This window comes from Streptomyces ficellus, assembly GCF_009739905.1.
Lineage (GTDB): Bacteria > Actinomycetota > Actinomycetes > Streptomycetales > Streptomycetaceae > Streptomyces > Streptomyces ficellus_A.
In genome coordinates this window covers 51677-71774 of record NZ_CP034279.1, presented here as the reverse complement: position 1 = coordinate 71774, position 20098 = coordinate 51677, and the positions used below count along the sequence as shown (strand labels likewise).

The 20098-nt window shown below is 72.9% G+C and carries 18 protein-coding genes and 1 pseudogene; 12 read left to right on the top strand and 7 right to left on the bottom strand.

Features of this window, described 5'->3' with window-relative positions; genetic code table 11:
* Positions 1-101 precede the first annotated feature (101 nt).
* Positions 102-470: a PRC-barrel domain-containing protein gene (locus tag EIZ62_RS00335; RefSeq protein WP_156690711.1), complete on the top strand. Its 369-nt coding sequence runs from the start codon at positions 102-104 to the stop codon at positions 468-470.
* A 139-nt stretch (positions 471-609) separates the two neighbouring features.
* On the top strand, positions 610-1470 hold the full coding sequence (locus EIZ62_RS00330) for an SDR family NAD(P)-dependent oxidoreductase (protein ID WP_156690710.1): 861 nt from the start codon (positions 610-612) through the stop codon (positions 1468-1470).
* A gap of 133 nt (positions 1471-1603) precedes the next feature.
* Here EIZ62_RS00330 and EIZ62_RS00325 read toward each other — a convergent pair whose 3' ends face one another.
* A complete protein-coding gene (locus EIZ62_RS00325) occupies positions 1604-2152 on the bottom strand; it encodes a transglycosylase SLT domain-containing protein (RefSeq protein ID WP_156690709.1) in 549 nt (182 codons plus the stop codon).
* Positions 2153-2747: 595 nt separating this feature from the next.
* Between EIZ62_RS00325 and EIZ62_RS00320 the strand changes: the two genes are divergently transcribed.
* Entirely contained in the window at positions 2748-4397 is a 1650-nt protein-coding gene (locus tag EIZ62_RS00320) for an ABC-F family ATP-binding cassette domain-containing protein (protein WP_244376076.1), read from the top strand.
* A 10-nt stretch (positions 4398-4407) separates the two neighbouring features.
* Here the strand turns inward: EIZ62_RS00320 and EIZ62_RS00315 are convergent, their stop codons facing one another.
* Complete coding sequence (locus EIZ62_RS00315) at positions 4408-4602, bottom strand: DUF1272 domain-containing protein (protein WP_156690707.1); 195 nt, start codon at positions 4600-4602, stop codon at positions 4408-4410.
* A gap of 223 nt (positions 4603-4825) precedes the next feature.
* On the opposite strand from EIZ62_RS00315, the gene EIZ62_RS00310 reads away from it, so the two are divergent.
* Positions 4826-5188, top strand: coding sequence for a tetratricopeptide repeat protein (locus EIZ62_RS00310; protein WP_156690706.1), 363 nt, complete (start codon positions 4826-4828; stop codon positions 5186-5188).
* A gap of 15 nt (positions 5189-5203) precedes the next feature.
* On the opposite strand, the gene EIZ62_RS00305 is transcribed toward EIZ62_RS00310, so the two are convergent.
* Together EIZ62_RS00305 and EIZ62_RS00300 are read right to left on the bottom strand one after the other, a co-directional pair.
* Positions 5204-7708 (bottom strand): CehA/McbA family metallohydrolase, encoded by a 2505-nt coding sequence (locus EIZ62_RS00305; RefSeq protein WP_156690705.1) that lies wholly within the window; start codon positions 7706-7708, stop codon positions 5204-5206.
* A gap of 138 nt (positions 7709-7846) precedes the next feature.
* Complete coding sequence (locus tag EIZ62_RS00300) at positions 7847-8641, bottom strand: SDR family NAD(P)-dependent oxidoreductase (RefSeq protein ID WP_156690704.1); 795 nt, start codon at positions 8639-8641, stop codon at positions 7847-7849.
* Positions 8642-8842: 201 nt separating this feature from the next.
* Between EIZ62_RS00300 and EIZ62_RS00295 the strand changes: the two genes are divergently transcribed.
* Positions 8843-9430, top strand: coding sequence for a TetR/AcrR family transcriptional regulator (locus EIZ62_RS00295; RefSeq protein WP_156690703.1), 588 nt, complete (start codon positions 8843-8845; stop codon positions 9428-9430).
* A gap of 84 nt (positions 9431-9514) precedes the next feature.
* Here EIZ62_RS00295 and EIZ62_RS00290 read toward each other — a convergent pair whose 3' ends face one another.
* Positions 9515-10693 (bottom strand): FAD-dependent monooxygenase, encoded by a 1179-nt coding sequence (locus EIZ62_RS00290; RefSeq protein ID WP_156690702.1) that lies wholly within the window; start codon positions 10691-10693, stop codon positions 9515-9517.
* 77 nt (positions 10694-10770) lie between these two features.
* Here EIZ62_RS00290 and EIZ62_RS00285 point away from each other — a divergent pair, with 77 nt between their 5' ends.
* Positions 10771-11358 carry a TetR/AcrR family transcriptional regulator gene (locus EIZ62_RS00285; RefSeq protein WP_156690701.1) on the top strand — a complete coding sequence of 196 codons (588 nt, stop codon included), beginning with the start codon at positions 10771-10773 and terminating at the stop codon, positions 11356-11358.
* A gap of 146 nt (positions 11359-11504) precedes the next feature.
* Positions 11505-12545 carry an alpha/beta fold hydrolase gene (locus EIZ62_RS00280; protein ID WP_156690700.1) on the top strand — a complete coding sequence of 347 codons (1041 nt, stop codon included), beginning with the start codon at positions 11505-11507 and terminating at the stop codon, positions 12543-12545.
* 235 nt (positions 12546-12780) lie between these two features.
* Here EIZ62_RS00280 and EIZ62_RS00275 read toward each other — a convergent pair whose 3' ends face one another.
* Positions 12781-13245 carry a hypothetical protein gene (locus EIZ62_RS00275; protein ID WP_156690699.1) on the bottom strand — a complete coding sequence of 155 codons (465 nt, stop codon included), beginning with the start codon at positions 13243-13245 and terminating at the stop codon, positions 12781-12783.
* A gap of 245 nt (positions 13246-13490) precedes the next feature.
* Here EIZ62_RS00275 and EIZ62_RS00270 point away from each other — a divergent pair, with 245 nt between their 5' ends.
* The 3 genes from EIZ62_RS00270 to EIZ62_RS00260 all read left to right on the top strand — a co-directional run bounded on the left by EIZ62_RS00270 (position 13491) and on the right by EIZ62_RS00260 (position 17576).
* Positions 13491-13976, top strand: coding sequence for a cation:proton antiporter regulatory subunit (locus EIZ62_RS00270; protein ID WP_156690698.1), 486 nt, complete (start codon positions 13491-13493; stop codon positions 13974-13976).
* Positions 13977-13981: 5 nt separating this feature from the next.
* Positions 13982-15235, top strand: coding sequence for a cation:proton antiporter (locus EIZ62_RS00265; RefSeq protein ID WP_156690697.1), 1254 nt, complete (start codon positions 13982-13984; stop codon positions 15233-15235).
* A gap of 139 nt (positions 15236-15374) precedes the next feature.
* Entirely contained in the window at positions 15375-17576 is a 2202-nt protein-coding gene (locus EIZ62_RS00260) for a SpoIIE family protein phosphatase (RefSeq protein ID WP_156690696.1), read from the top strand.
* Between the two features lie 50 nt (positions 17577-17626).
* Here EIZ62_RS00260 and EIZ62_RS00255 read toward each other — a convergent pair whose 3' ends face one another.
* Positions 17627-18088, bottom strand: coding sequence for a hypothetical protein (locus EIZ62_RS00255; RefSeq protein WP_156690695.1), 462 nt, complete (start codon positions 18086-18088; stop codon positions 17627-17629).
* 194 nt (positions 18089-18282) lie between these two features.
* On the opposite strand from EIZ62_RS00255, the gene EIZ62_RS00250 reads away from it, so the two are divergent.
* A complete protein-coding gene (locus tag EIZ62_RS00250; protein ID WP_208828122.1) occupies positions 18283-19254 on the top strand; it encodes a GlxA family transcriptional regulator in 972 nt (323 codons plus the stop codon).
* A 45-nt stretch (positions 19255-19299) separates the two neighbouring features.
* Positions 19300-19995 (top strand): annotated as a pseudogene (locus EIZ62_RS00245) (IS5 family transposase).
* Positions 19996-20098 lie beyond the last annotated feature (103 nt).

Genomic DNA, 20098 nt, shown 5'->3' with positions numbered 1-20098 from the left:
ATCTTCGCGGGAAGGCGGAGCCCCAGCCGGTCGCTTCCTCCCGGACTTCGCCGGAAGGAGGCGGCCGTTGGTACCGCCGAGTTCATGAAGGGGTTGTTTTCATGTCCGACAACGTGTGGGGCTACCGCGAGACGTCCGCCTGGGCGGCCGGTACGGATCTGACCGGCTACAAGGTCGAGGCCGTGGACGGCTCCATCGGCAAGGTCGACAAACACTCCGACGAGGTCGGCTCCTCCTACCTCGTGGTCGACACCGGCCCTTGGATCTTCGGCAAGGAGGTCCTCCTGCCCGCCGGCACGGTCAGCCGCATCGACGCGGACGAGCGGACGATCCACGTGGACCGCACCAAGGAGCAGATCAAGAACGCCCCGGAGTTCGACCGGGAGAAGCACCTGGGCGACGCCGGGTACAACGAGGAACTGGGCACGTACTACGGCACGGGCGCCCCGTTCGGCGGCCGCCCCGCCTGACCTGAACCGCTTCCGCACGGGCCGCAGCCTCTGAGTCGGTGAGCCGAAGTCGCCCCTCCCGCGCCCAGCGACCCGCCTATGATCACTGCATCCTTTTGCATGGGATGGGATGGGACGGGACCGGGAGGGGCGACCAGTCATGACCGAACAGCGAGTTGTGCTCATCACCGGCGGTGGCACCGGCATCGGTGCCGCCACCGCACGGCTGTTGCGGTCGAGCGGGCACCACGTGGTCGTCTCGGGACGGCGTGCCGAGCCCCTGGACCGCGTCGCGGAAGAGACCGGGGCCCTGGCGCACCCGGCCGACGCCGGGGACCCGGAGCAGGTGCAGGGCCTGGTGGAGGCGGCCGTGTCCGCGTACGGGCGTCTCGACGGCGTCGTGCTCAACGCCGGTGTCGGACGCGGCGGCGCGGTGGGCGACCTGTCCGACGAGGACTGGGACACCGTGATGCGCACCAACGTCACCGGCCCCTTCCTCCTCCTGCGCGCCGCCCTCCCGCACCTGCTGGAGACCCGCGGCTCGGTCGTCGCCGTCGCCTCGGTGTCGGCGCTGCGCAACGGAGTGGGCAACGCCGTCTACGCGACGTCGAAGGCGGCGCTGCTCCAGCTGTGCCGCTCGGTCGCCGTCGACTACGGGCCGCGTGGGGTTCGGGCCAACACCGTGTGCCCCAGCTGGGTGCGCACCGACATGGCCGACCGGCGGATGGCGCGCTTCGCTGACGAGGCGGCGCTCGACGCGTCCGGTGCGTCCGGCGCGTCCGGTGCGGCGGAGGGGAGCCGGGGGAGCACCGGCGTCGACCGGGCCTACGAGGCGGCGACCCGGCTCCTTCCCGCCCGCCGCCCCGGCGAGCCTGGCGAGGTCGCCGAGGCCGTGGCGTGGCTGCTGTCCCCCGCCGCGTCCTTCGTCAACGGCGCGACGCTCACCGTGGACGGCGGCGTCACGGCGGTCGATCCCGGAACGGTGGCGTTCGACTTCCACGTCGAACCCCGCACCCCGTGACGTCGAGCGCACCTAGGGCGCACAAGTCGCACAGGGCGGACATCAGGCGCACACGCGCGCGCACGCGCGCGACCCCGGTCGCGAGAGATCGCGCCGGGGTCGTGTGCGTGGAGGGTGTCCGGGGGAAGCCGGATCAGTAGGCGGAGTCGACGTTGTCGATCGAGCCGTACTTGTCGGCCGCGTAGTTCGCGGCGGCCGTGATGTTCGCGACCGGGTCGGTCAGGTCGTCCGGGGTGCCGGCGACGTGGTAGGCGTCGAAGGTCGGCTGGATGACCTGGAGCAGACCCTTGGAGGGCGTGCCGTTCTGGGCGTTGACGTCCCAGTTGTTCTGCGCGTTCGGGTTGCCGGAGGACTCCCGCATGATGTTGCGGTGGAGGCCCTCGTAGCTGCCCGGGATGTTCTTCGCCTTCATGATGTCGAGGGCTTCCTTGATCCAGCCGTCGAGGTTGTCGGCGTACTGCTTCTTCGCCTTCTTGGCCGGCTTGGCGGCAGGGGCGTCAGCCGCCGAGACCTGCGCCGTCGACACCTGCGCCGCCGAGACGTTCGCCGAGACCGGTGCTGCCTGGGCGGCCGAGGGGGCCAGGGTGAGCGCCGCGGCCGCGGCACCCGCGGTGGCGATGCCTGCGACGGAGAGCTTGCGGAATCGGGCGATACGGCTGGTGGTGTTGGTGCGGGCGGTCATACGCGAGTGAACTCCATCGTGAGACGACATGGTGGTGCCGGCCGGGGGTGGCGCGGCGGGTGCGGGGCGAACCTCCGCAGTGCGTCCGGGGCGGTCTGCCGAACCGTGGTGCTGTCCGGCCCGAGCGGTGCTCCCGGGGACGACAGCCATGGTTAGGGGCGCTTCGGGCACAACGCAAGGATGTGACGTACTACCCGAACACATAGCAAAGCGCCCGAACCGGCTGCCCGGGGCCGCCCGGGCCCCGGATCGCGGGTGCGGCGCGTACTACCGCCTTTAGAACGTGACGTGGCTCTATGCGGGGCATCACAACTGCGGCGCCTCGGTGGGGGGTCGGTGTGACGCCCCGGTGGAAGTGGTTCACACAGCGTGCGGCGTTCACGCGGTCGGCTGCGACCAGTAAAAGGGATTGACGAGACGATCCGTCTCGTCTAGTTTCGTGATCGTACGGCAGACGGCTTCATTTCCATGTCCGCCCGCCCGTACGAGGCCACGCCACCCAGGAAAAGGACTCCACTTGCACCCTGCTCCCGCCGGTACGACAGTCCCCCGCACCGCCTCCACCACCGCTGCGGCTTCTCCCGCCGCCTCCCAGATCGCCCTGAACGAGGTGACCAAGCGCTATGGCGACCGCATCGTCCTGGACCGCGTGTCCTTCACCGTCCGCCCGGGCGAGAAGGCCGGGATCGTCGGGGACAACGGCTCCGGAAAGTCCACGCTGCTGCGGCTGCTCGCCGGAGAGGAGCCCGTCGACAACGGCACCCTGACTGTCACGGCCCCGGGCGGGACCGGCCACCTGCGCCAGACCCTCGACCTGCCGGCCACGGCGAGCGTCGGTGACGCCGTGGACCACGTGCTGCGTGGCCTGCGCGACCTGGAGCACCGGATCCGGATAGCCGAGAACGCCCTCGGCGCCGCCGGCCCGGCCGCCCTCGAGCACTACGCCTCGCTGGTGGCCGAATTCGAGGCGCGGGGCGGGCACGGGGCGGACCGGCGTGTCGAAGTGGGCCTGCGCCGGCTCGGCGAGCACGCGCCGCTGGACCGGACCCGCGCGCTGGGCACCCTCTCCGGAGGGCAGCGCTCCAGGCTCGCGCTCGCCGCGACCCTCGCCTCCGCGCCCGAACTGCTGCTGCTCGACGAGCCGACCAACGACCTGGACGACACCGCTGTGGCCTGGCTCGAAGACCGCCTGCGCCGCCACCGGGGCACGGTGATCGTCGCCACCCATGACCGGGCGTTCCTGGAACGCGTCACCTCCACCATCCTGGAGGTCGACCACGACCGGCGTACGGTACGCCGCTACGGCAACGGGTACGCGGGCTTCCTCACCGCCAAGGCGGCGGACCGGGCCCGCTGGGCGCGGGAGCACGAGGAGTGGCGCGAGGAGGTCGCCCGGCAGGAGCGGCTCGCCGACTCCGGCATCGGGCGGCTGGCCGAGATCCCGCGCAAGGCGCCGTGGGCGTTCAGTGGCGCCGGCGCCTTCCGGGCGCGCTCGCGGGCGCACGGCGCGCAGAGCCGCATCCGTAACGCACGGGAACGCCTGCAACGGCTCACCGAGCACCCCGTCCCGCCGCCTCCGCAGCCGCTCCGTTTCACCGGCCGCGTACACGGCACGACGGCGACCGTGAGCCCCGCTACGACGGCCCCCGGAAACGACCGCACGGCGACGCACCTGGAGGACGTCCTGGTCGAAGGGCGGCTGTACGTGCCGTCCCTGCGGCTGCCACCGGGCGGGCGGCTGCTCGTCACCGGCCCCAACGGCGCGGGCAAGAGCACCCTGCTCCAGGTGCTCGCGGGGGAGGTCACCCCCACCCAGGGCGCCGTGAGCCGACCGGAACGGGTCGGGTTCCTGCGCCAGCAGGGCGCTCCGGGGGAGGCGCGGGACGGCCGGACGCTGCTCGCGGCGTTCGCGGCCGGGCGGCCCGGGCCGGTCGATCAGTACGCCGACGGCCTGCTCGGCCTCGGCCTCTTCCGTGCCGCCGACCTCACCGTCCGGGTGCGGGACCTCTCCGTGGGGCAGCGGCGCAAACTCGAACTGGCCCGGCTGGTCACGGCCGGCCCGCTCGATCTGCTCCTGCTCGACGAGCCGACGAATCACCTGGCGCCCGCGCTGGTGGAAGAGGTCGAGGCGGCCCTGGCGCACTTCACCGGAACGCTGGTGGTGGTGACGCACGACCGGCTCCTGCGGGAGCGCTTCACCGGCCGCAGGCTGGAACTCCCCGCGCGTACCGACGGAGACCGGTGACCGTAATCGATCACGCCTCCTGGCCGGTCACAGCCCGGCGGGGTCTCGGCACCAGCTCGCCGCCGCAGTTGGGGCAGATGTGCCGCATCGCCTCGCTGCACGGCGGGCAGAAGGTGCACTCGTGGGAACAGATGCGTGCCACCGCGTCGTGCGGCAGAGCGGCCGACTCACAGCGCTCACATCGCTCCCGCATGTCCAGGGCCATGGTGTCTCTCCTTGCCGTTCAGGCGCCGCGACTCGATCGCCTGTGCCCTTCATCCTTCGTGTGCGCGGCAGGCGCGGAAAGCGGCGGGAGGGTCAAGGATCCATGTGATCGGGCCACCGGCCGGAGGGCGCGCCCTCCACCCCGCCCTCCCCGCCCGAAAAGGATGGTGGAATTTTCAACGACCTGTGGTGGTTGACGGCGCGGAAGGAGGCCATCAGTGGACATGACCTACACCGCCCCCGGCGACGCCTACTACTCCCGGGGGACGCCGGCGGAGCGCTGGGAGCGGGCACAGCTGTTCTTCGACGCCAAGGAGTACGCCGTCGCCGCGCGGGTGCTCAGCGAGCTGGTCGAGGAGGTGCCCGAGCAGACGGGGCCACGCCTGCTGCTGGCGCGAGCGTACTACCACTCGGCCCAACTGCGCCGCGCTGAGGCGGAGTTGCTTCTCATCGTCGAGCGCGATCCCGTCGAGCGCTACGCCCGGCTCCTGCTGGGCCGCACCCTGGAGCGCCAGGGGCGCACCGACGAGGCCAAGCCGCACCTGACCATCGCGTCGGCGCTCGCCGGAGACTTCGGGGACGCCTGACCACGTGATCGCCCATCAGCGCGGCCGGCCCGCGCTGATGGCCGTCACATGCGCCGAGCCGTCGCGCAGGGCGGCGATGTGGACCTGGCCCGCGGGGAAGGGGTCGCGGCTGTTGGGTCCGGGTACGGGGGCGAACGGAGTCCAGGAGCCGTCCGGGTTCCTGACGTTGTGCCAGACCCGTCCGTCGAGCCCGACCGTCACGACCTGGGCGGAGCCGTCGGGCATGCCCGCGATGCCGACCGCGCTCGCTCCCATGGTGGGAGTGGTGACGCCCCGCGGGGGCCGGAAGCCGGTCCAGGAGCCGTCCGCACGCCGCTGCTGGTGGTACACGATCCCGTCGAGCCCGATCGCGAGCACCTGGGCAGAGCCGTCGGGCAGGCCCGTGATCGCCAGGGCGGGCCCGGAGAACGCCGGGGAACCGTTGTAACCTGCCGGCCGCCCCCAAGCCGTCCACGCTCCGTCCCGCTCGCGGACGCAGTGGTACATGGCACCGTTCGTACCGTAGCTGAGCAGCTGGGCGGAGCCGTCGGGCATCGCGGCGACCGACACCTTCGTCGCCCCCCACCGGCTGCCCGCCGCGAGCCCCGGCACGGGCCGGAACCCCGGCAGCGTGCCGTCGGCGCCGCGCTGCTGGTGGTAGGTCGTGCCGTCCATGGCCGTCACCACGATCTGACAGGTGCCGTCGTCGAAAGCGGCGACGTCCGCCTCCCGGACGGTGAACCCGGCCGAGCCGTCCGGCCCTGGGACGCGCCGCCAGGGCTGAAGCGCGCGCGCCCCACGAGCTGTGGCCAGCCACAGACCGTTGTCGGGCGCGATGCCGAGCATCACGACCGAGCCGTCCGGCATCCCGGCAGCGGCGCTGTGTATGCCCGCGAAGGCGCCGGTTTCGCCGGCCGCGCCCGGCAGGGGGCGCATGCTGCTCCAGGAGCCGTCGGGGCGGCGCTCGGTGTGGAACAGCGCACGCCGCTCCACGTCGTACGGGGGAAGTCGCGCGGAGTGGAACCACACCGGGTTGGTGATGGCCACCAGTTGGTCCAGGGTGGTCGACGCGGGCTTGGGCCGGCGCACCTCGGCCCGGGCGAACAGGGAGGCCTTGCCCCAGCCGCGCCACCGCAGCCGGCCCGTGCCACTGCCGTCGATGGCGGTGGCGGCCATGATGCCCCACTCGGTGTGGAGGGTGGCGATGCTGTCCAGGGCTCCCGTCACGTCCAGCGTCACGTCGACGGTGTCGAACAGCACCAGGGGCAGCTCCTCGCCGGGCCCCGCGACGGCGTTGCCCGCGCGGGCGGTGAAGTCCAGGGTCACGGCGGCCGATTCGACGGCGTACGACCGTCCCAGGCGCAGTGCGTCCAGCACGGCGGGCGTCGACAGGCTGGTGGCGCGCACCACGTTGTGGGGCCGGCCGACCGCGTCCGTCGGGCTGTGGGCGTCGCTGTTGCCGACCGCGGCGACCCGCTTGCCGAGGCAGAGCATGACGTGCCAGGCGGCGATGTTGGCGGCGTCGTCCAGCGTCCACGGCCCGTTCCACACCTCCAGCGCGTCCACGCGGTCGAGGCCGAACTCGAAGAAGGACCCCGGTGCCGGTGTGAGGGGGTGCGCGGCGATCGTCAGGCCGCCCAGACTGTGCACCCGCCGCGCGTGGCCCTCGAACGCCCCCTGGTTCGCGGGCCCGTAGCGCCAGTCCACCCATTCGCCCTGCGGCAGACCGACGGCGAGCCAATGACCGTGCCGGGTGGTGACCTCCTCGGCGTTGATGACCAGCAGGTCGGTCGGCACGTTGCCCCGCCACGTCACCCCCGTGGAACTGGTGTTGTGGTCGGACGTGGCGATGAAGTGCAGCCCCTCCCGTCGGGCATCCGTGACGATCTCGTCCACCGTGCGCTGCCCGTCGGAGTGCACGCTGTGCAGGTGCAGGTCGCCCCGGTACCAGCCGGGCCCGCGCCCCACCACGGCGGACGGCAGGATGTCGTACGGGGCCTGGGGCAGCGGGTCTCCGTGGTGCAGGGTCACGTCCACCCGCCAGTCCATGCCGCCGGGTGCGCTGACCATCGGCCCCAGGATGACCGACCACCCGCCCGGCTCGACGGGCCCGGGCACGTAGCCGGGAGTGGCATCGGCCCCGGAGAGGGTGAAGCCGGACCGTGCGCCCTCCGACCAGCCGCGGAAGCCGGACGGGCCGAGGACGCCGAGGTCCAGGATCCCGGCGGCGGCCTCGTGCGAGGTGGTGACCGAGATCCGCCGCACCCCGGCCGGGACGCCGAACGGGACGTACACCCACTGGTCGTTGCCGTGCGGGGCGCGGCCCCGGTAGGTGGTGGTCACCGTGTCGGTCCCCCGCCCCCTCGTCGCGGCGTGCGCGACCGGCGCGGGAACCAGCGCGGCGGCCCCGCCCGCCGCCAGCAGGGCGCCCAACCGGAGCAGGGACCTGCGCTCGACGCCCTCGACGCCGGCGGTGGGGCCGGACGCGGGTTGGTCCGCGGGCCCGTCCGTGGCTCGGTTCGTGGGCAGTTCACCCGGCACGGCCGCTCTCCTTCACGTGGGATGGCTTGCGAGTGGGACGGAACGCGAGTGCAACGGAATGCGAGTGGGACGGCTCGCGAAGCGAGCGTCTGGGGCGGTCCGGGCGCCGGGCGGACGCCGATACTTTCCGGACACTCCCTAGCGTCGTGAGCGCTGGGCCTCGACCATCTGACGCACCGGTCCGTCGATGCCCGCCCGGGCCTGGACCCGCTCGGCGAAGCCGGGGAACTGCCCGGCGATCGCGCTCAGCAGCCGCAGCTCCAGGGGCGCAACGTTGACCTCGCACCGGTCGTGGCGAACGGCTCGTACGGTGGCGTCGGCGACCTGACCGGGCGTGACGGTCCGGATGCCGTTCGGCGGGGTGGCTCCGGTCGCGGCGAACATCCCGGCGTCGCGCACGAAACCGGGCTGGACGAGGGACACCCCGACGCCGGTGCCCCTGAACTCCTGGCGCAGGGCGAGGGCGAAGCCGCGCAGCCCGAACTTCGTCGCGTTGTACAGGGAGGTGGACCGGGTCGCCGCCTTGCCGGAGATGGAACCGACCAGCACGATGTGGCCCCGCCCGCGGGCCACCATGTGCGTCGCTAGCAGCCGGGACAGCAGGACGGGCGCGCGCAGGTTCACGTCGAGGGCGCGGTCGAGCTGCTCCTCGGTGTAGTCCAGCAGGTCGCCGCTGGCGGGCAGGGCCGCGTTCGCGACCAGTACGTCCGTCCCGGCGCACGCCTCGGCGAGGCGGACGACGTCGGACCGCTCGGCCAGGTCGGCGAGCTCGATGCGGGCGTCACCGCAGGCGTCCGCGGCGGCCTTGAGCGCGTCCTCCCGCCGCCCGGTGAGCGTGAGGCGGGCTCCCTGCGCCGCGAAGCGCGCGGCCAGGGCGGCGCCCAGGCCCCCGGTGGCCCCGGTGAGCAGAACGTTCGATCCGGATATGTCCACGAGCACTCCCGTACGGCGTCCCGATGCTGCTGTTCGTTCGAACGAACAGTAAGGACCGGTCCACCGCTTGTCCACACCCATGCTGCTCCCAACTCGCAGACCACCGAAGGTTGTTCGCACCGGCCTCGGCGGGGGGCGCACGAGCCGGGCGGGGTGCACCGGCCAGGAGGGTCGCACCGGCCGGTGAGGCAGAATGCGGACATGCCTCACGCCTCCGACACCCGCCAGAGCATCATCGACGCCGTACTGCGGATCATCGGGCAGGACGGCATCGCCGCCGTCACCAACCGGCGGATCGCCAAGGAGGCCGGCGTCTCCCTCGGTTCCGTCACCTACCACTTCGCCACCCAGCACCAACTGCTGCGCGAGAGCCTGCTCCACTTCGTGGCCGAGGAGACCAGGCACTTCACCGCCCTCGCCGACGCGTGCTCCGGCGAGTGCCCGGACGAGCCCTTCGACATCGGGCAGGCCGCCGAGGTGGTGGCACAGGTGGCGGGCGGCAACGCCTTCGACAGCCGGCACATCGCGCCCTTCGAGCTGTACGTCCAGGCCGGCCGCGACGAACGGCTGCGCGCCGCCGCGGCCGAGTGCTTCGCCGCCTACGATCTGCTGGCCACCCGGATCCTGACCCAACTCGGCGTACCGGACCCCGAACGGCTGGCCGGCGCGGCCGTCGCCCTGGTCTTCGGCCAGCAACTGCGCCGCCTGGCCACCGGTGCCCCCGCCGAGGACCTGGTCGACACGCTGCTGGTCCTCACCCGGCTCACCGGGACGCCGTCGGCCCCGTAGCCACTCGCCGGGCAGCCACCTGCCCGGGGCGCCCTCAGGTCGCCAGCCGCCCGGGGTCCTCAGGTCGCCGGCCGCCCGTGGTCCTCAGGTCGCAGGCGACGGGTTCAGCCGGGGCGGTTCCCAGGCGTGGTGCCGGAGGATCGCGCGGGTCGCGGCACCGGAGGGGGCGAGCCGCATCGCCCTGTTGCGCAGGGCGACCGCCACGGGGTGGGAGAGTTGATGGCCCATCCGCCCGGCCTGCCTCGCGGCACGGGCGACCGCCTGGCTGCGCGGGCGGCGTTCGGCGTCGTACCGGGCGAGCGCGGCCTCGACGGTGGGGCCGGAGGCGAGCGCGGCGGCCAGGGTGACTGCGTCCTCCAGCGCCTGACAGGCACCCTGCCCCAGATTGGGGGTCATCGCGTGTGCCGCGTCGCCCAGCAGGGCGATCCGGCCGGCCGTGTACGAGGGCAGCGGCGTGCGGAGTTCGTACACGTCGTGGTGCAGCACGGCCTCGGGCGCCGTCGCGGCGAGCAGGGCGGGAACGGGGTCGTGCCACCGGCCGAACCTCCGGCGCAGCTCGGCCGACGGATCGGCGAACCGCGTCCCCGCCGGAAGCCCGAGCACGGCGTGCCACTCGGCCCGCCCGTCGGGGAAGGCGATGTGCCCGAACTCGGCCCCGTGTCCCCAGGTCAGCTCGAAGTCAGTACTCAGGTCGACCGGCCGCTCGGTGATGGCGCGCAGCACCGTCGAGCCGCTGTAGACGGGGCCGGGGTGGTCCGGGAAGAGGTGGCTTCGTACCGTGCTGCGGACGCCGTCCGCCGCCACGACCAGATCCGCGTCCAGGGTCGTGTCGCCGCACTCGACGCGTACGGTCCCCGAGCCGGTCCGCCGGATCTCGCTCGCCTCCGAGCCGATCAGCAGGGCCCCGCCGGGCAGGGCGTCGCGCAGCAGCCGGTGCAGGGTGGCGCGCGGGATGCCCACGATGGGGGAGCCCACCGCCCGCTCCAGCACGGTGCCGTCCATCCGGGTCAGCCAATCGCCGCGCGGCGTCCGCGTACCGCCGCTGTACTGGCCCCGCGACGCCTCCCGCACCGCCTCGCCGACGCCGAGCCCGTCCAGCGCCCGCAGCCCGTTGGCGGCCAGCGAGATGCCCGCTCCCATGTCGTCGAGTACGGACGCGCGCTCGACGACCGTCACCTCCCAGCCCGTTCGGCGCAGACCGATCGCGGCGGCCAGCCCGCCGATGCCCCCTCCGACAACCACTGCTGTCCCCGTCCCGCCCATATGACATCCCCCGCCTTCCTTCTACACCTGTAGAAACACGACGCTACCCGACGCTCTACAGGTGTAGAAAGAGGGGTATGACTCCGGACCGGCGCACCCTCCTCGCGGACGCGGCCCTCGACGTGCTCACCGACGAGGGCATCCGCGGCCTGACCCACCGCGCGGTCGATCGCCGAGCCGCCCTGCCGCCCGGCACCACGTCGGCCTACTTCCGCACCCGGGCCGCGCTGCTCACCGCGCTGGTCACCCGCCTGGTCCAGCTCGACCAGGCGGAACTGCAGGCGACGGCCGAACGGCTGCCGCCGCTGCGCACCGTCGATGACGTGGTGGACGGCATCGTCCAGCTCACCCGGCAGCGGCTCACCGGCGAGGGCCGCCGCCGCTCGCTCGCCCGTTACGCCTGCGCGGTGGAGAGCGTGCGCGACCCGGAGCTGCGGAAGATCCTCGTCCCCCACGAGAACGCGGGCCGCCGGGCCGTACGCTCGTTCCTGGCAGCCCACGCCGTACCGGACGTCGACAACCGCACGCACACGCTGCTGACCTGCATCGACGGACTCGTCTTCGACCGGCTCGTGAGCGGGGGCGACGTGCCGCGTGAAGCCGTCGAAGGCCTGGTCGCCGCCGCCCTGCGCCAGGGCCGTAGCCCCTCGCCCCCGTCCGGGTGACCTGCTCGCGGCCGACAGAAAAAAACCACGCCGTCGGCCGATGAGTTGTGGCTCCGAGTCCGGTCCACCCTGTGCACGACCACCCCGGGCGATCCCGGGGGACGGCGACCCCGTCAACCGAACAGCGACCCCTGTGAGGCAACGCCATGACCGAGACCGGCCCGACGACGGACACGACCACCGGCCCGAAGACGGACACGACCACCGGCCCGACGACGGACGCGACCACCGGCACGACGACGGACGCGACCACCGGCACGACGACGGACGCGACCACCGGCACGACGACGGACGCGACCACCGGCACGACGACCGACACCCGCACCCTCGACGCACCGGGCGCCACGCTCACCTACGACGTGCGGCGCCCGGACGGCGACGGCACCGCGGGGCGGCACCGTCCGCTCCTGCTGATCGGCTCGCCGATGGACGCGGCCGGGTTCGCCACGCTGGCCGGGCACTTCGCCGACCGGACCGTCGTGACCTACGACCCGCGGGGCACCGCCCGCAGTCCGCGCACCGACGGCGCCGCGCGAACGGCGCCCGAGGAGCACGCCGACGACGTGCGGCGGGTGATCGAGGCGGTCGGCGCCGGACCGGTCGACCTGTTCGCGAGCAGCGGCGGCGCCGTCAACGCGCTCGCGCTGGTGGCCCGGCACGGCGAGCTGGTGGCCACGCTGGTCGCGCACGAGCCGCCGACGACGCAGGTGCTTCCCGACCGCGAGGCCGCGTTCGCGGTCTGCGAGGACATCCACACCACCTACCTCCGGCAGGGGATGGGTCCGGCGATGGCCAAGTTCATCGTCACCGCCGGCCACAAGGGCCTCTTCACCGAGAACTGGCACGACCAGCCGGCGCCGGACCCGGCCGCCTTCGGACTGCCGGCCGAGGACGACGGCTCGCGCGACGACCCCCTGCTGGGCCAGAACATGCTCGGCTGCACGGGTTACCGGCCCGACATCGTCGCGCTGCGGGCCACCTCGACGCGGGTGGTCGTGGCGGCGGGCAAGGAGTCGGAGGGGGAGTTCCCGGCCCGCGCGGCGGCCGAGCTCGCCCGGGAGCTGGGCACCGACCTGACCCTCTTCCCGAGCCACCACGGAGGCTTCCTCGGTGGCGAGTACGGCCAGCACGGCGCCCCGGAGGAGTTCGCGCAGACCCTGCGCGCGGTACTGGCCGACGCGGGCTGACCCGCCCGAGCCGCCCGACCCACACACCGTGCCCACGGGGCCTTTGCGTACAGCCTTGACGCTAGGTCGTATCCGTAAAGTCTCGCCTGGCCCGGGACGCCCTGCACGCACTGTCGCCGCGTTGTCGTCGGTCGCCATGGCTCCGCCATGTCTCCCTCCTCCGCCTCGCGACAGTATGCACCGGACGCCACGGCCCCCGCCCTCCGGGCGGACGCCGATACTTTCCGGACACTCCCTAGGTCTCGAGGCCCTCGTCAGGGCGGGAGAAGAGCGCACGCGCGTTGTCGTTCATACCGGCGAAACCGTCGACGAGTTGGGCCGCCACACGCCAGGGCGGCCCCTCGTCGAGTACCCAGGTGTGCCAGGCCAGCCCGGTGAACTCCCGGCTCACCGCCTCCCCGGGATCCAGACGGCGGAGGAAGAACGACAACCTGGTCCGGCACGTCCACCGGCCGTCGCCGCCGCGCTCGGGCGCCGACATCTGATGCAGGGTGTGGCGCTCGTCGAAGAACACCGAACGCGCCGCCAGGAAGTCCCGCAGCCCTCCCGCGCCTTCCCATACATAACCGTCCGAGAAGCCCGTACGGAAGTCCGGCGTGAGGATCTCCCTCAGCATGACCTCCGCGTCGGCATGCGCCTGGAGCAGGTCGAAGTACCGTTCGACGGTGTCCCAGACGGTGGCCTCGGTTCCCGCACCCATCGTCGCCCCCTGGTGGAGCAGGTCGTGTCGTCACCTCCAGGGTGCGCCCCGTCCGACAGCACCGCATCCGGCGACACCCTTCTTCCGGTCCGGAACCGACCTGGCACCATGAGTCCCTGCCGCGCCGGATCGCCTGCCCGAACCCGCCGCGCGCAGTACGGCCGTACCGCCGTACCGCTGCCCGGTACCGCCGTCGCAGTGGGCGGGACGGAGAACGAACGAGAACGAACAGAGAGGGACGGGCTGTGCCTGCTCCACGGATGCGCACGACACCGCTGCCCGGCATCGGGGTCCAGTACGACCTCAGCACCCGCGAACACCGCCAACTGTCGGTGATCGCCCACCGGGACGGGACCCGGACGGTGAACGTCTACCGGGCCGACGACCCCGATGCCTGCGCCCAGTCGCTGCACCTGACGGGCGCCGAGACGGCCTCGCTGATCGACGCGCTCATGCCGGCCCACCACAGCCCGAACCTGCTCCACACCACCGACCTGGGCCTGGTGGCCGAGCGCATCGAGCTGTCGGCGCACTCGCACTGGAACGGCCGCGTCCTGGGCGAGACCCGGATGCGCACCGAGACCGGGGTCTCGGTGGTCGCGGTCCTGCGCCGCGCGGAGGCACGGCCCTCACCCGCACCGGACTTCCGTCTCGCCGGCGGCGACACCCTCATCGTGATCGGCACCCGTGAGGGCGTCGACGCCGCCGCCGCGATACTGGGACGGGAGTGAATCCCGTGCACTCCGCGCTCTTCCTCATCGAATTCGGTGCGATCATCCTCGGCCTCGGCCTGCTGGGCCGGGTCGCGGGCAGGCTCAAGTTCTCGCCCATACCGCTCTACCTGCTGGCGGGTCTCGCGTTCGGCGAGGGCGGGCTGCTGCCCCTGCCCGCCAGCGAGGAGTTCGTCGCGATCGGCGCCGAGATCGGCGTCATCCTCCTGCTGCTGATGCTCGGCCTGGAGTACACCGCCAGCGACCTCGTCTCCAACCTCAAGACCCAGTACCCCGCCGGCCTGGTCGACTTCACCCTCAACGCCCTGCCCGGCGCACTCGCCGCGCTGCTCATGGGCTGGGGCCCGGTCGCCGCGGTCGTGCTCGCCGGGGTCACCTGGATCTCGTCCTCCGGTGTCATCGCCAAGGTGATGGGCGACCTGGGACGCCTGGGCAACCGCGAGACACCGGTCATCCTCAGCGTGCTGGTGCTGGAAGACCTCGCCATGGCCGTGTACCTGCCCATCGTCACCGCCCTGCTCGCCGGCGTGGGACTGGCCGCGGGCAGCGCCACCCTCGCCATCGCGCTCGGTGTCGCCGGCGCGGTGCTGTTCGTCGCCCTCCGCTACGGCAGGCTGATCTCCCGCTTCGTCTCCAGCGACGACCCCGAGAAGCTCCTGCTCGTCGTCCTGGGGCTGACCCTGCTGGTGGCCGGCATCGCGCAGCAGCTCCAGGTCTCCGCCGCGGTCGGTGCCTTCCTGGTCGGCATCGCCCTGTCCGGTGAGGTCGCCGAGGGCACCCACACGCTGCTCAGCCCGTTGCGGGACCTGTTCGCCGCGGTGTTCTTCGTCTTCTTCGGCCTGCACACCGACCCGGCCAGCATCCCGCCCGTCCTGCTGCCCGCACTCGCGCTCGCCGTCGTCACCGCCCTCACCAAGATCGCCACCGGTTACTGGGCCGCGAGGCGGGCGGGCGTCGGGGTCAAGGGCCGCTGGCGCGCCGGCGGCACCCTGGTGGCCCGTGGCGAGTTCTCCATCGTGATCGCCGGTCTCGCGGTCACCGCGGGCATCGAACCGGCGCTGGGGCCGCTGGCCACGGCGTACGTCCTCCTCCTGGTCGTGATCGGGCCGCTGACCGCCCGCTACACCGAACCCGTGGCTCTCTGGATCAGCAGGCGCCGCCGCCCGGACGAGCCGGTTCCGTCCACCCCGACCGCCCCGTCCGCCTCCTCCCGGCCGCCCGAGGCCGTCACGGACCAGGACCGGGCGGGGCACGCGTAGACCGCTCCGCACCTGGGCCCACCGCCGGGGCTGGGATGCGGGGTCGCGGGCCGCAGGGCCGGCCGGGGATGCCTCGGCGGATCTACCGGGTCTATCGTCCTGATAAGGGCGATACGCACCCGGCGGGCAGGTGAGTTCCATGCACCACACGGACGGGGCGACCGGGGCGGCGGAGACGGCGGCCCAGCAGGCACCGGACCGGCTGGACGGGCCCCTGGCCGCCGTCATGGAGGAGACCGGGGCCTCCGTGGGGCTCGTGTACCTGCTGGAGGCGGAGGAGCGCGTCCTGAGGCTGGGGCTCGTGGCGGGGGCGCCTCCTCCGATCACCGCTCCCTGGGCACGGATCTCCCTGGACGAAGCCGTCCCCGTGGCCGACGCAGTCCGCGAGCGACGGCTCGTCTGGCTGGGCGGCGGCCAGGAGGAGGTGGCCCGCCGCTACCCGAGGCTGGGGCTGGTGCTCCCGTACGACTTCCTCCTCGCCGCGGCCCCGATCGCGGGCGGCGGTGACGACGCGCTGGGCGGCCTCGTCCTCCTGTGGCCGGGGTGGCACCCCCCGCGGCTCAGCGAGCGGGAGGAGGAGGGCATACGCACCTTCGCCCGGCGCGCCGAGCAGTGCCTGCGAGGGGCGCCGGCGCGGGACGGTGACGTCCGGCCGCCCCAGGGCGAGCCGCGTTTCGTCGCCGCGCCACGGCGGCGGCACCTGGACCCGGCACGGGCCGCCGCAGCCCTCGACTTCACCGACCGCATGCCCCTGGGCTGCTGCGCACTGGACCTCGACGGTCAGATCACCTTCATCAACACGGCCGGCGCCGCACTGGTGGGCGTCGACGCGCCGAAGCTCCTGGGCAGGCGCCCGTGGGAGGTGCTGCCATGGCTGCGCGACCCTCTCGTGGAGGACCGGTACCGGGCTGCGGTGGTGGCCCGGCGGCCGACGGCCTTCACCGCGGTCCGGCCGCCCGACGCACGTCTGCTCTTCCAGCTCTACCCGGACGAGCGCGGCATCAGCCTGCACATCTCTCCCGCCGCGACGGTCTCCTCCGGTACGACGCCCCCGGCAGCCCTCGCCCCGGACGCCCCCGCCCCAGCCACTGAAGGGGAGACCGGACAGGAGCCGATGGGGGCCATGGGGCTGTACCACCTGACGCACCTGGCCGCCGCCCTCGCCGAGGCGGCCGGTGTCCGGGACGTGATGGAGCTGCTGGCCGACCAGATCGTGCCGGCGCTCGGCCCCCAGGGCCTGGTCCTCATGACGGTGGAGGAGGGACGGCTGCGGATCATCGGCCACCGCGGCTACCGGCCCGAATTCGTCGCCCGGTTCGACGGCACGCCGCTGACCGCGGCCGTCGCCAACGCGCAGGTGCTCACCACCGGCACCCCCGTCTTCTTCGCGAGCTACGAGGAGTTCCGCCGCGCCCACCCCGACGCACCCCGCCACGAGGGCCGCAGCGCCTGGGCGTTCCTGCCGCTCACCGCGTCCGGCCGGTCGGTGGGCTCACTGATCCTCTCGTACGACCGCCCGCGCCCGTTCCCCCCGGCCGAACGGGCCCTGCTGACCTCGCTGGCCGGCCTGATCGCCCAGGCGCTCGACCGCGCCCGCCTCTACGACGCCAAGCACGCCCTGGCCCACACCCTGCAGACCGGCCTGCTGCCCCAGACCCTGCCACCCGTCCCGGGCCTCGACGTCACCGCCCGCTACCGGCCGGCCGGGCACGGCATGGAGATCGGAGGCGACTTCTACGACCTGATCCACCCCACCCCGACGACGGTTGTGGCCGCCATCGGCGACGTCCAGGGACACAACGTGAACGCCGCCGCACTGATGGGACAGGTCCGCACCGCCGTCCACGCCCACGCCACCGCCGGCACACCGCCCTCGCAGCTCCTCGCCCGGACCAACCGCCTCCTGGCCGACCTCGACCCCGGACTGTTCACCAGCTGCCTGATCGTCCAGGTCGACCTCGAACACCGGCGCGCCCGCCTCGCCAGCGCCGGCCACCCGCCACCCCTGCTGCGACAGCCCGACGGCGGGACGGACGTACTCCCCGTGCCGCCCGGACTCCTCCTCGGGATCGAGCCGACCGCCGCGTACCCGACCCTGGAGATCCCGTTCCCACCGGGCGCGCTCCTGCTCCTCCACACCGACGGCCTGGTCGAGACGCCCGGCACCGACATCGACTCCGCCACCCTGAACCTCGCCCGCCACCTCGCCCGCCACCACCTCGACCACCCCGGGGCGCAGAGCCTCGACGACACCGCCGACAGCCTGTTGCGGTATTCCGAACGCACCACACCCGGCACGGACGACATCGCCCTGCTCCTGCTACGGGCGACGCGGGCCTAGCACGTCCTACGGGCCGTGCCGACCCAGCGGACAGCCCCACCTGGCGGCGATCACTGGACCGCGAGGGCGACCAGCGCCAGCGCGCCACAGGCGTCGACGACGCAGCACCACTCCGACCACGCCCGCGGGACGACCCGGCCGGACCGGTGGTGGACGAAGTCCCAGACGGCGTGCCCCAGCCACCCCGCGGCGAGGACGTACCAGCCGAGGGTGTCGTCGACGGCCAGGGCGGCCAGCGCGACGGCGGTGAACCCGGCGAGGCCCAGGAGCTGTACGAGCAGGGCACCGGGCCGGCGCAGTTCGCCCCGTACCGCGCCGAAGAGCAGGTAGCACACCGGCATGACGACGAGGAGCGCGGCCAGGAAGCCCCGCGGTGGCAGACCGTCGGCGAAGGTGGCGACCGCCAGGGCCACGGCGAGCAGAGTCGGCCACCTGTGCCCGAGGGCGCGCACGACATCCCGCGCTCCGCTGGTGCCGCTGTCACGTTCGTCGCGGGGGGACTCGATCGTCATGGTCTCTCCCTGGTGCTGCAGAAGTCCGGAAAGGAAAGGGGCGGGTGCCGGGGGTGCCCGCTCCACTGTCCGGGTGGCGCCGCCGGTACGCACGCGGTGGCCCGGCCGATGTCCGCAACCTTGGGGTGGCGGTCCTTCCGGCATAGGGTCGCCGCATGGCGGAACAGCGCGGGGGCGGGCCGGGCGGGCGGCGCGTGACGGAGCGGCTCATGGTCGTGGTCGGCTACCAGGCGGCCGAGTTGCTGGACATCGCGTGCGTGACGACGACCCTGGCCATGGCGAACGAGCTCGGATCCCCGGCCGTGCCGTATCGGGTACGTCTGGCCGGGCCGGGCGGCGGGCCCATCGTCTGCGGCTCCGGACTGGTCCTGGACAGCCAGCAGTCCCTGGAACAGCTCGTCGGCCCGCTCGACACCCTCATCGTCTCCGGAGGCCCGGGCTTCGAACGGGCCGCCGCCCACCCCGGCATCGTGGGCCACGTTCGGCGACTGGCGAAGGAGAGCCGACGTGTGGCGTCGGTGTGCACCGGAGCGGGCGTCCTCGCCGCCACCGGCCTCCTGGACGGGCGCCGCGCCACCACCCACTGGCGCTTCGCCCCGCAACTCGCGGCCCGGCACCCGGAGGTGACCGTGGACGCCGCGCCCATCTACATCCAGGACGGGAACGTGTACACGGCGGCCGGGATCACCAGCGCGCTGGACCTCACCCTCGCGTTCATCGAGGAGGACCACGGCCCCGAGCTGGCCCGCGAGGTGGCCCGGGCCCTCGTCGTCTACCTGCAACGACCTGGCGGTCAGGCGCAGATGAGCCTGCACACCGCCGCCCCGGCACCCCGCAACGAACTGGTCCGCGAACTCGTCGCGCACATCGCCGCCCACCCCGACCACGACCTCGGCGCCCCGGCACTGGCCGCCCGTGCCGGGGTGACTGTCCGTCACCTCACGCGTCTGTTCACGGAACACCTCGGCCAGGCACCCGGCCGGTTCGTCCGCCAGGCCCGTACCGAAGCGGCCGCCCACCTCCTCGCGTCGACGACGCTGCCGATGGCGAGCGTGGCCGCCCGCTGCGGATTCGGTACGACCGAGTCGCTGCGCCAGGCGTTCACCGCCCGGTACGGGATCTCACCGTCCCGCTACCGGGCCACACAGACCCGTCAGCCCCACTAGGGCGTGTATCGAAAATGGATCTTGAGCAGTGAATGATCTCCGGTCATGGAGCGGGGAGATCTCACAGATGCGCAGTGGACAGTGCTGGAGCCGCTGTTGCCGAGAGGTGTCAAGGCGGGACGGCCGCCCGTCCGGTCGCGACGGCAGTTGATCGACGGCATACGCTTCCGGGTCCGTACTGGTGTCCCGTGGCGGGATGTACCTGTCGAGTACCGGCCGTGGGGACGGGTCTGCGACCTGTCTCGCCGATGGCAGCGGAACGGCACCTGGCACCGGATCGTGAGCCGGCTTCAGGCCCTGGCCGACGCGAGGGGAGCGATCACGTGGGATCTGAGCGTTGACTCCACCGTCTGCCGCGCCCATCAGCATGCGGCCGGGGCCCGCAGACAGGGCGATCTGCAGAAGGAACCACCGGGGGCATCTTCACCGAGCCTCGTGATCACGGGCTGGGACGGTCGCGCGGCGGCTTCACCACCAAACTGCAACTGGCCGTCGAGCAAGGGCAGAAACCCATGTCGATCGTGATCACCGCAGGACAGCGAGGAGACTCCCCGCAGGAAGCTCGGGTCCCGTGGCGGCCGACCGCCACGTTTCGACCGGGCCGACTACCGGGATCGTCATGCGGTCGAGTGCGGAATCAGTCGTCTCAAGAGGAACCGTGCGGTCGCCACCCGATATGACAAGCTCGCCGTCCGCTACGGAGCGAACGTCCTCGTCGCGGCCATTAGCGAGTGGCTGTGACAGAAGGACTTACGCGGCCTCGTGCCCGTTGTCTTGACGAGCTGCGCGATATGGAGGTGCGCGGGACCTGACGGTTGTCGTACCGTGGTGAGGTTCCTGCTGC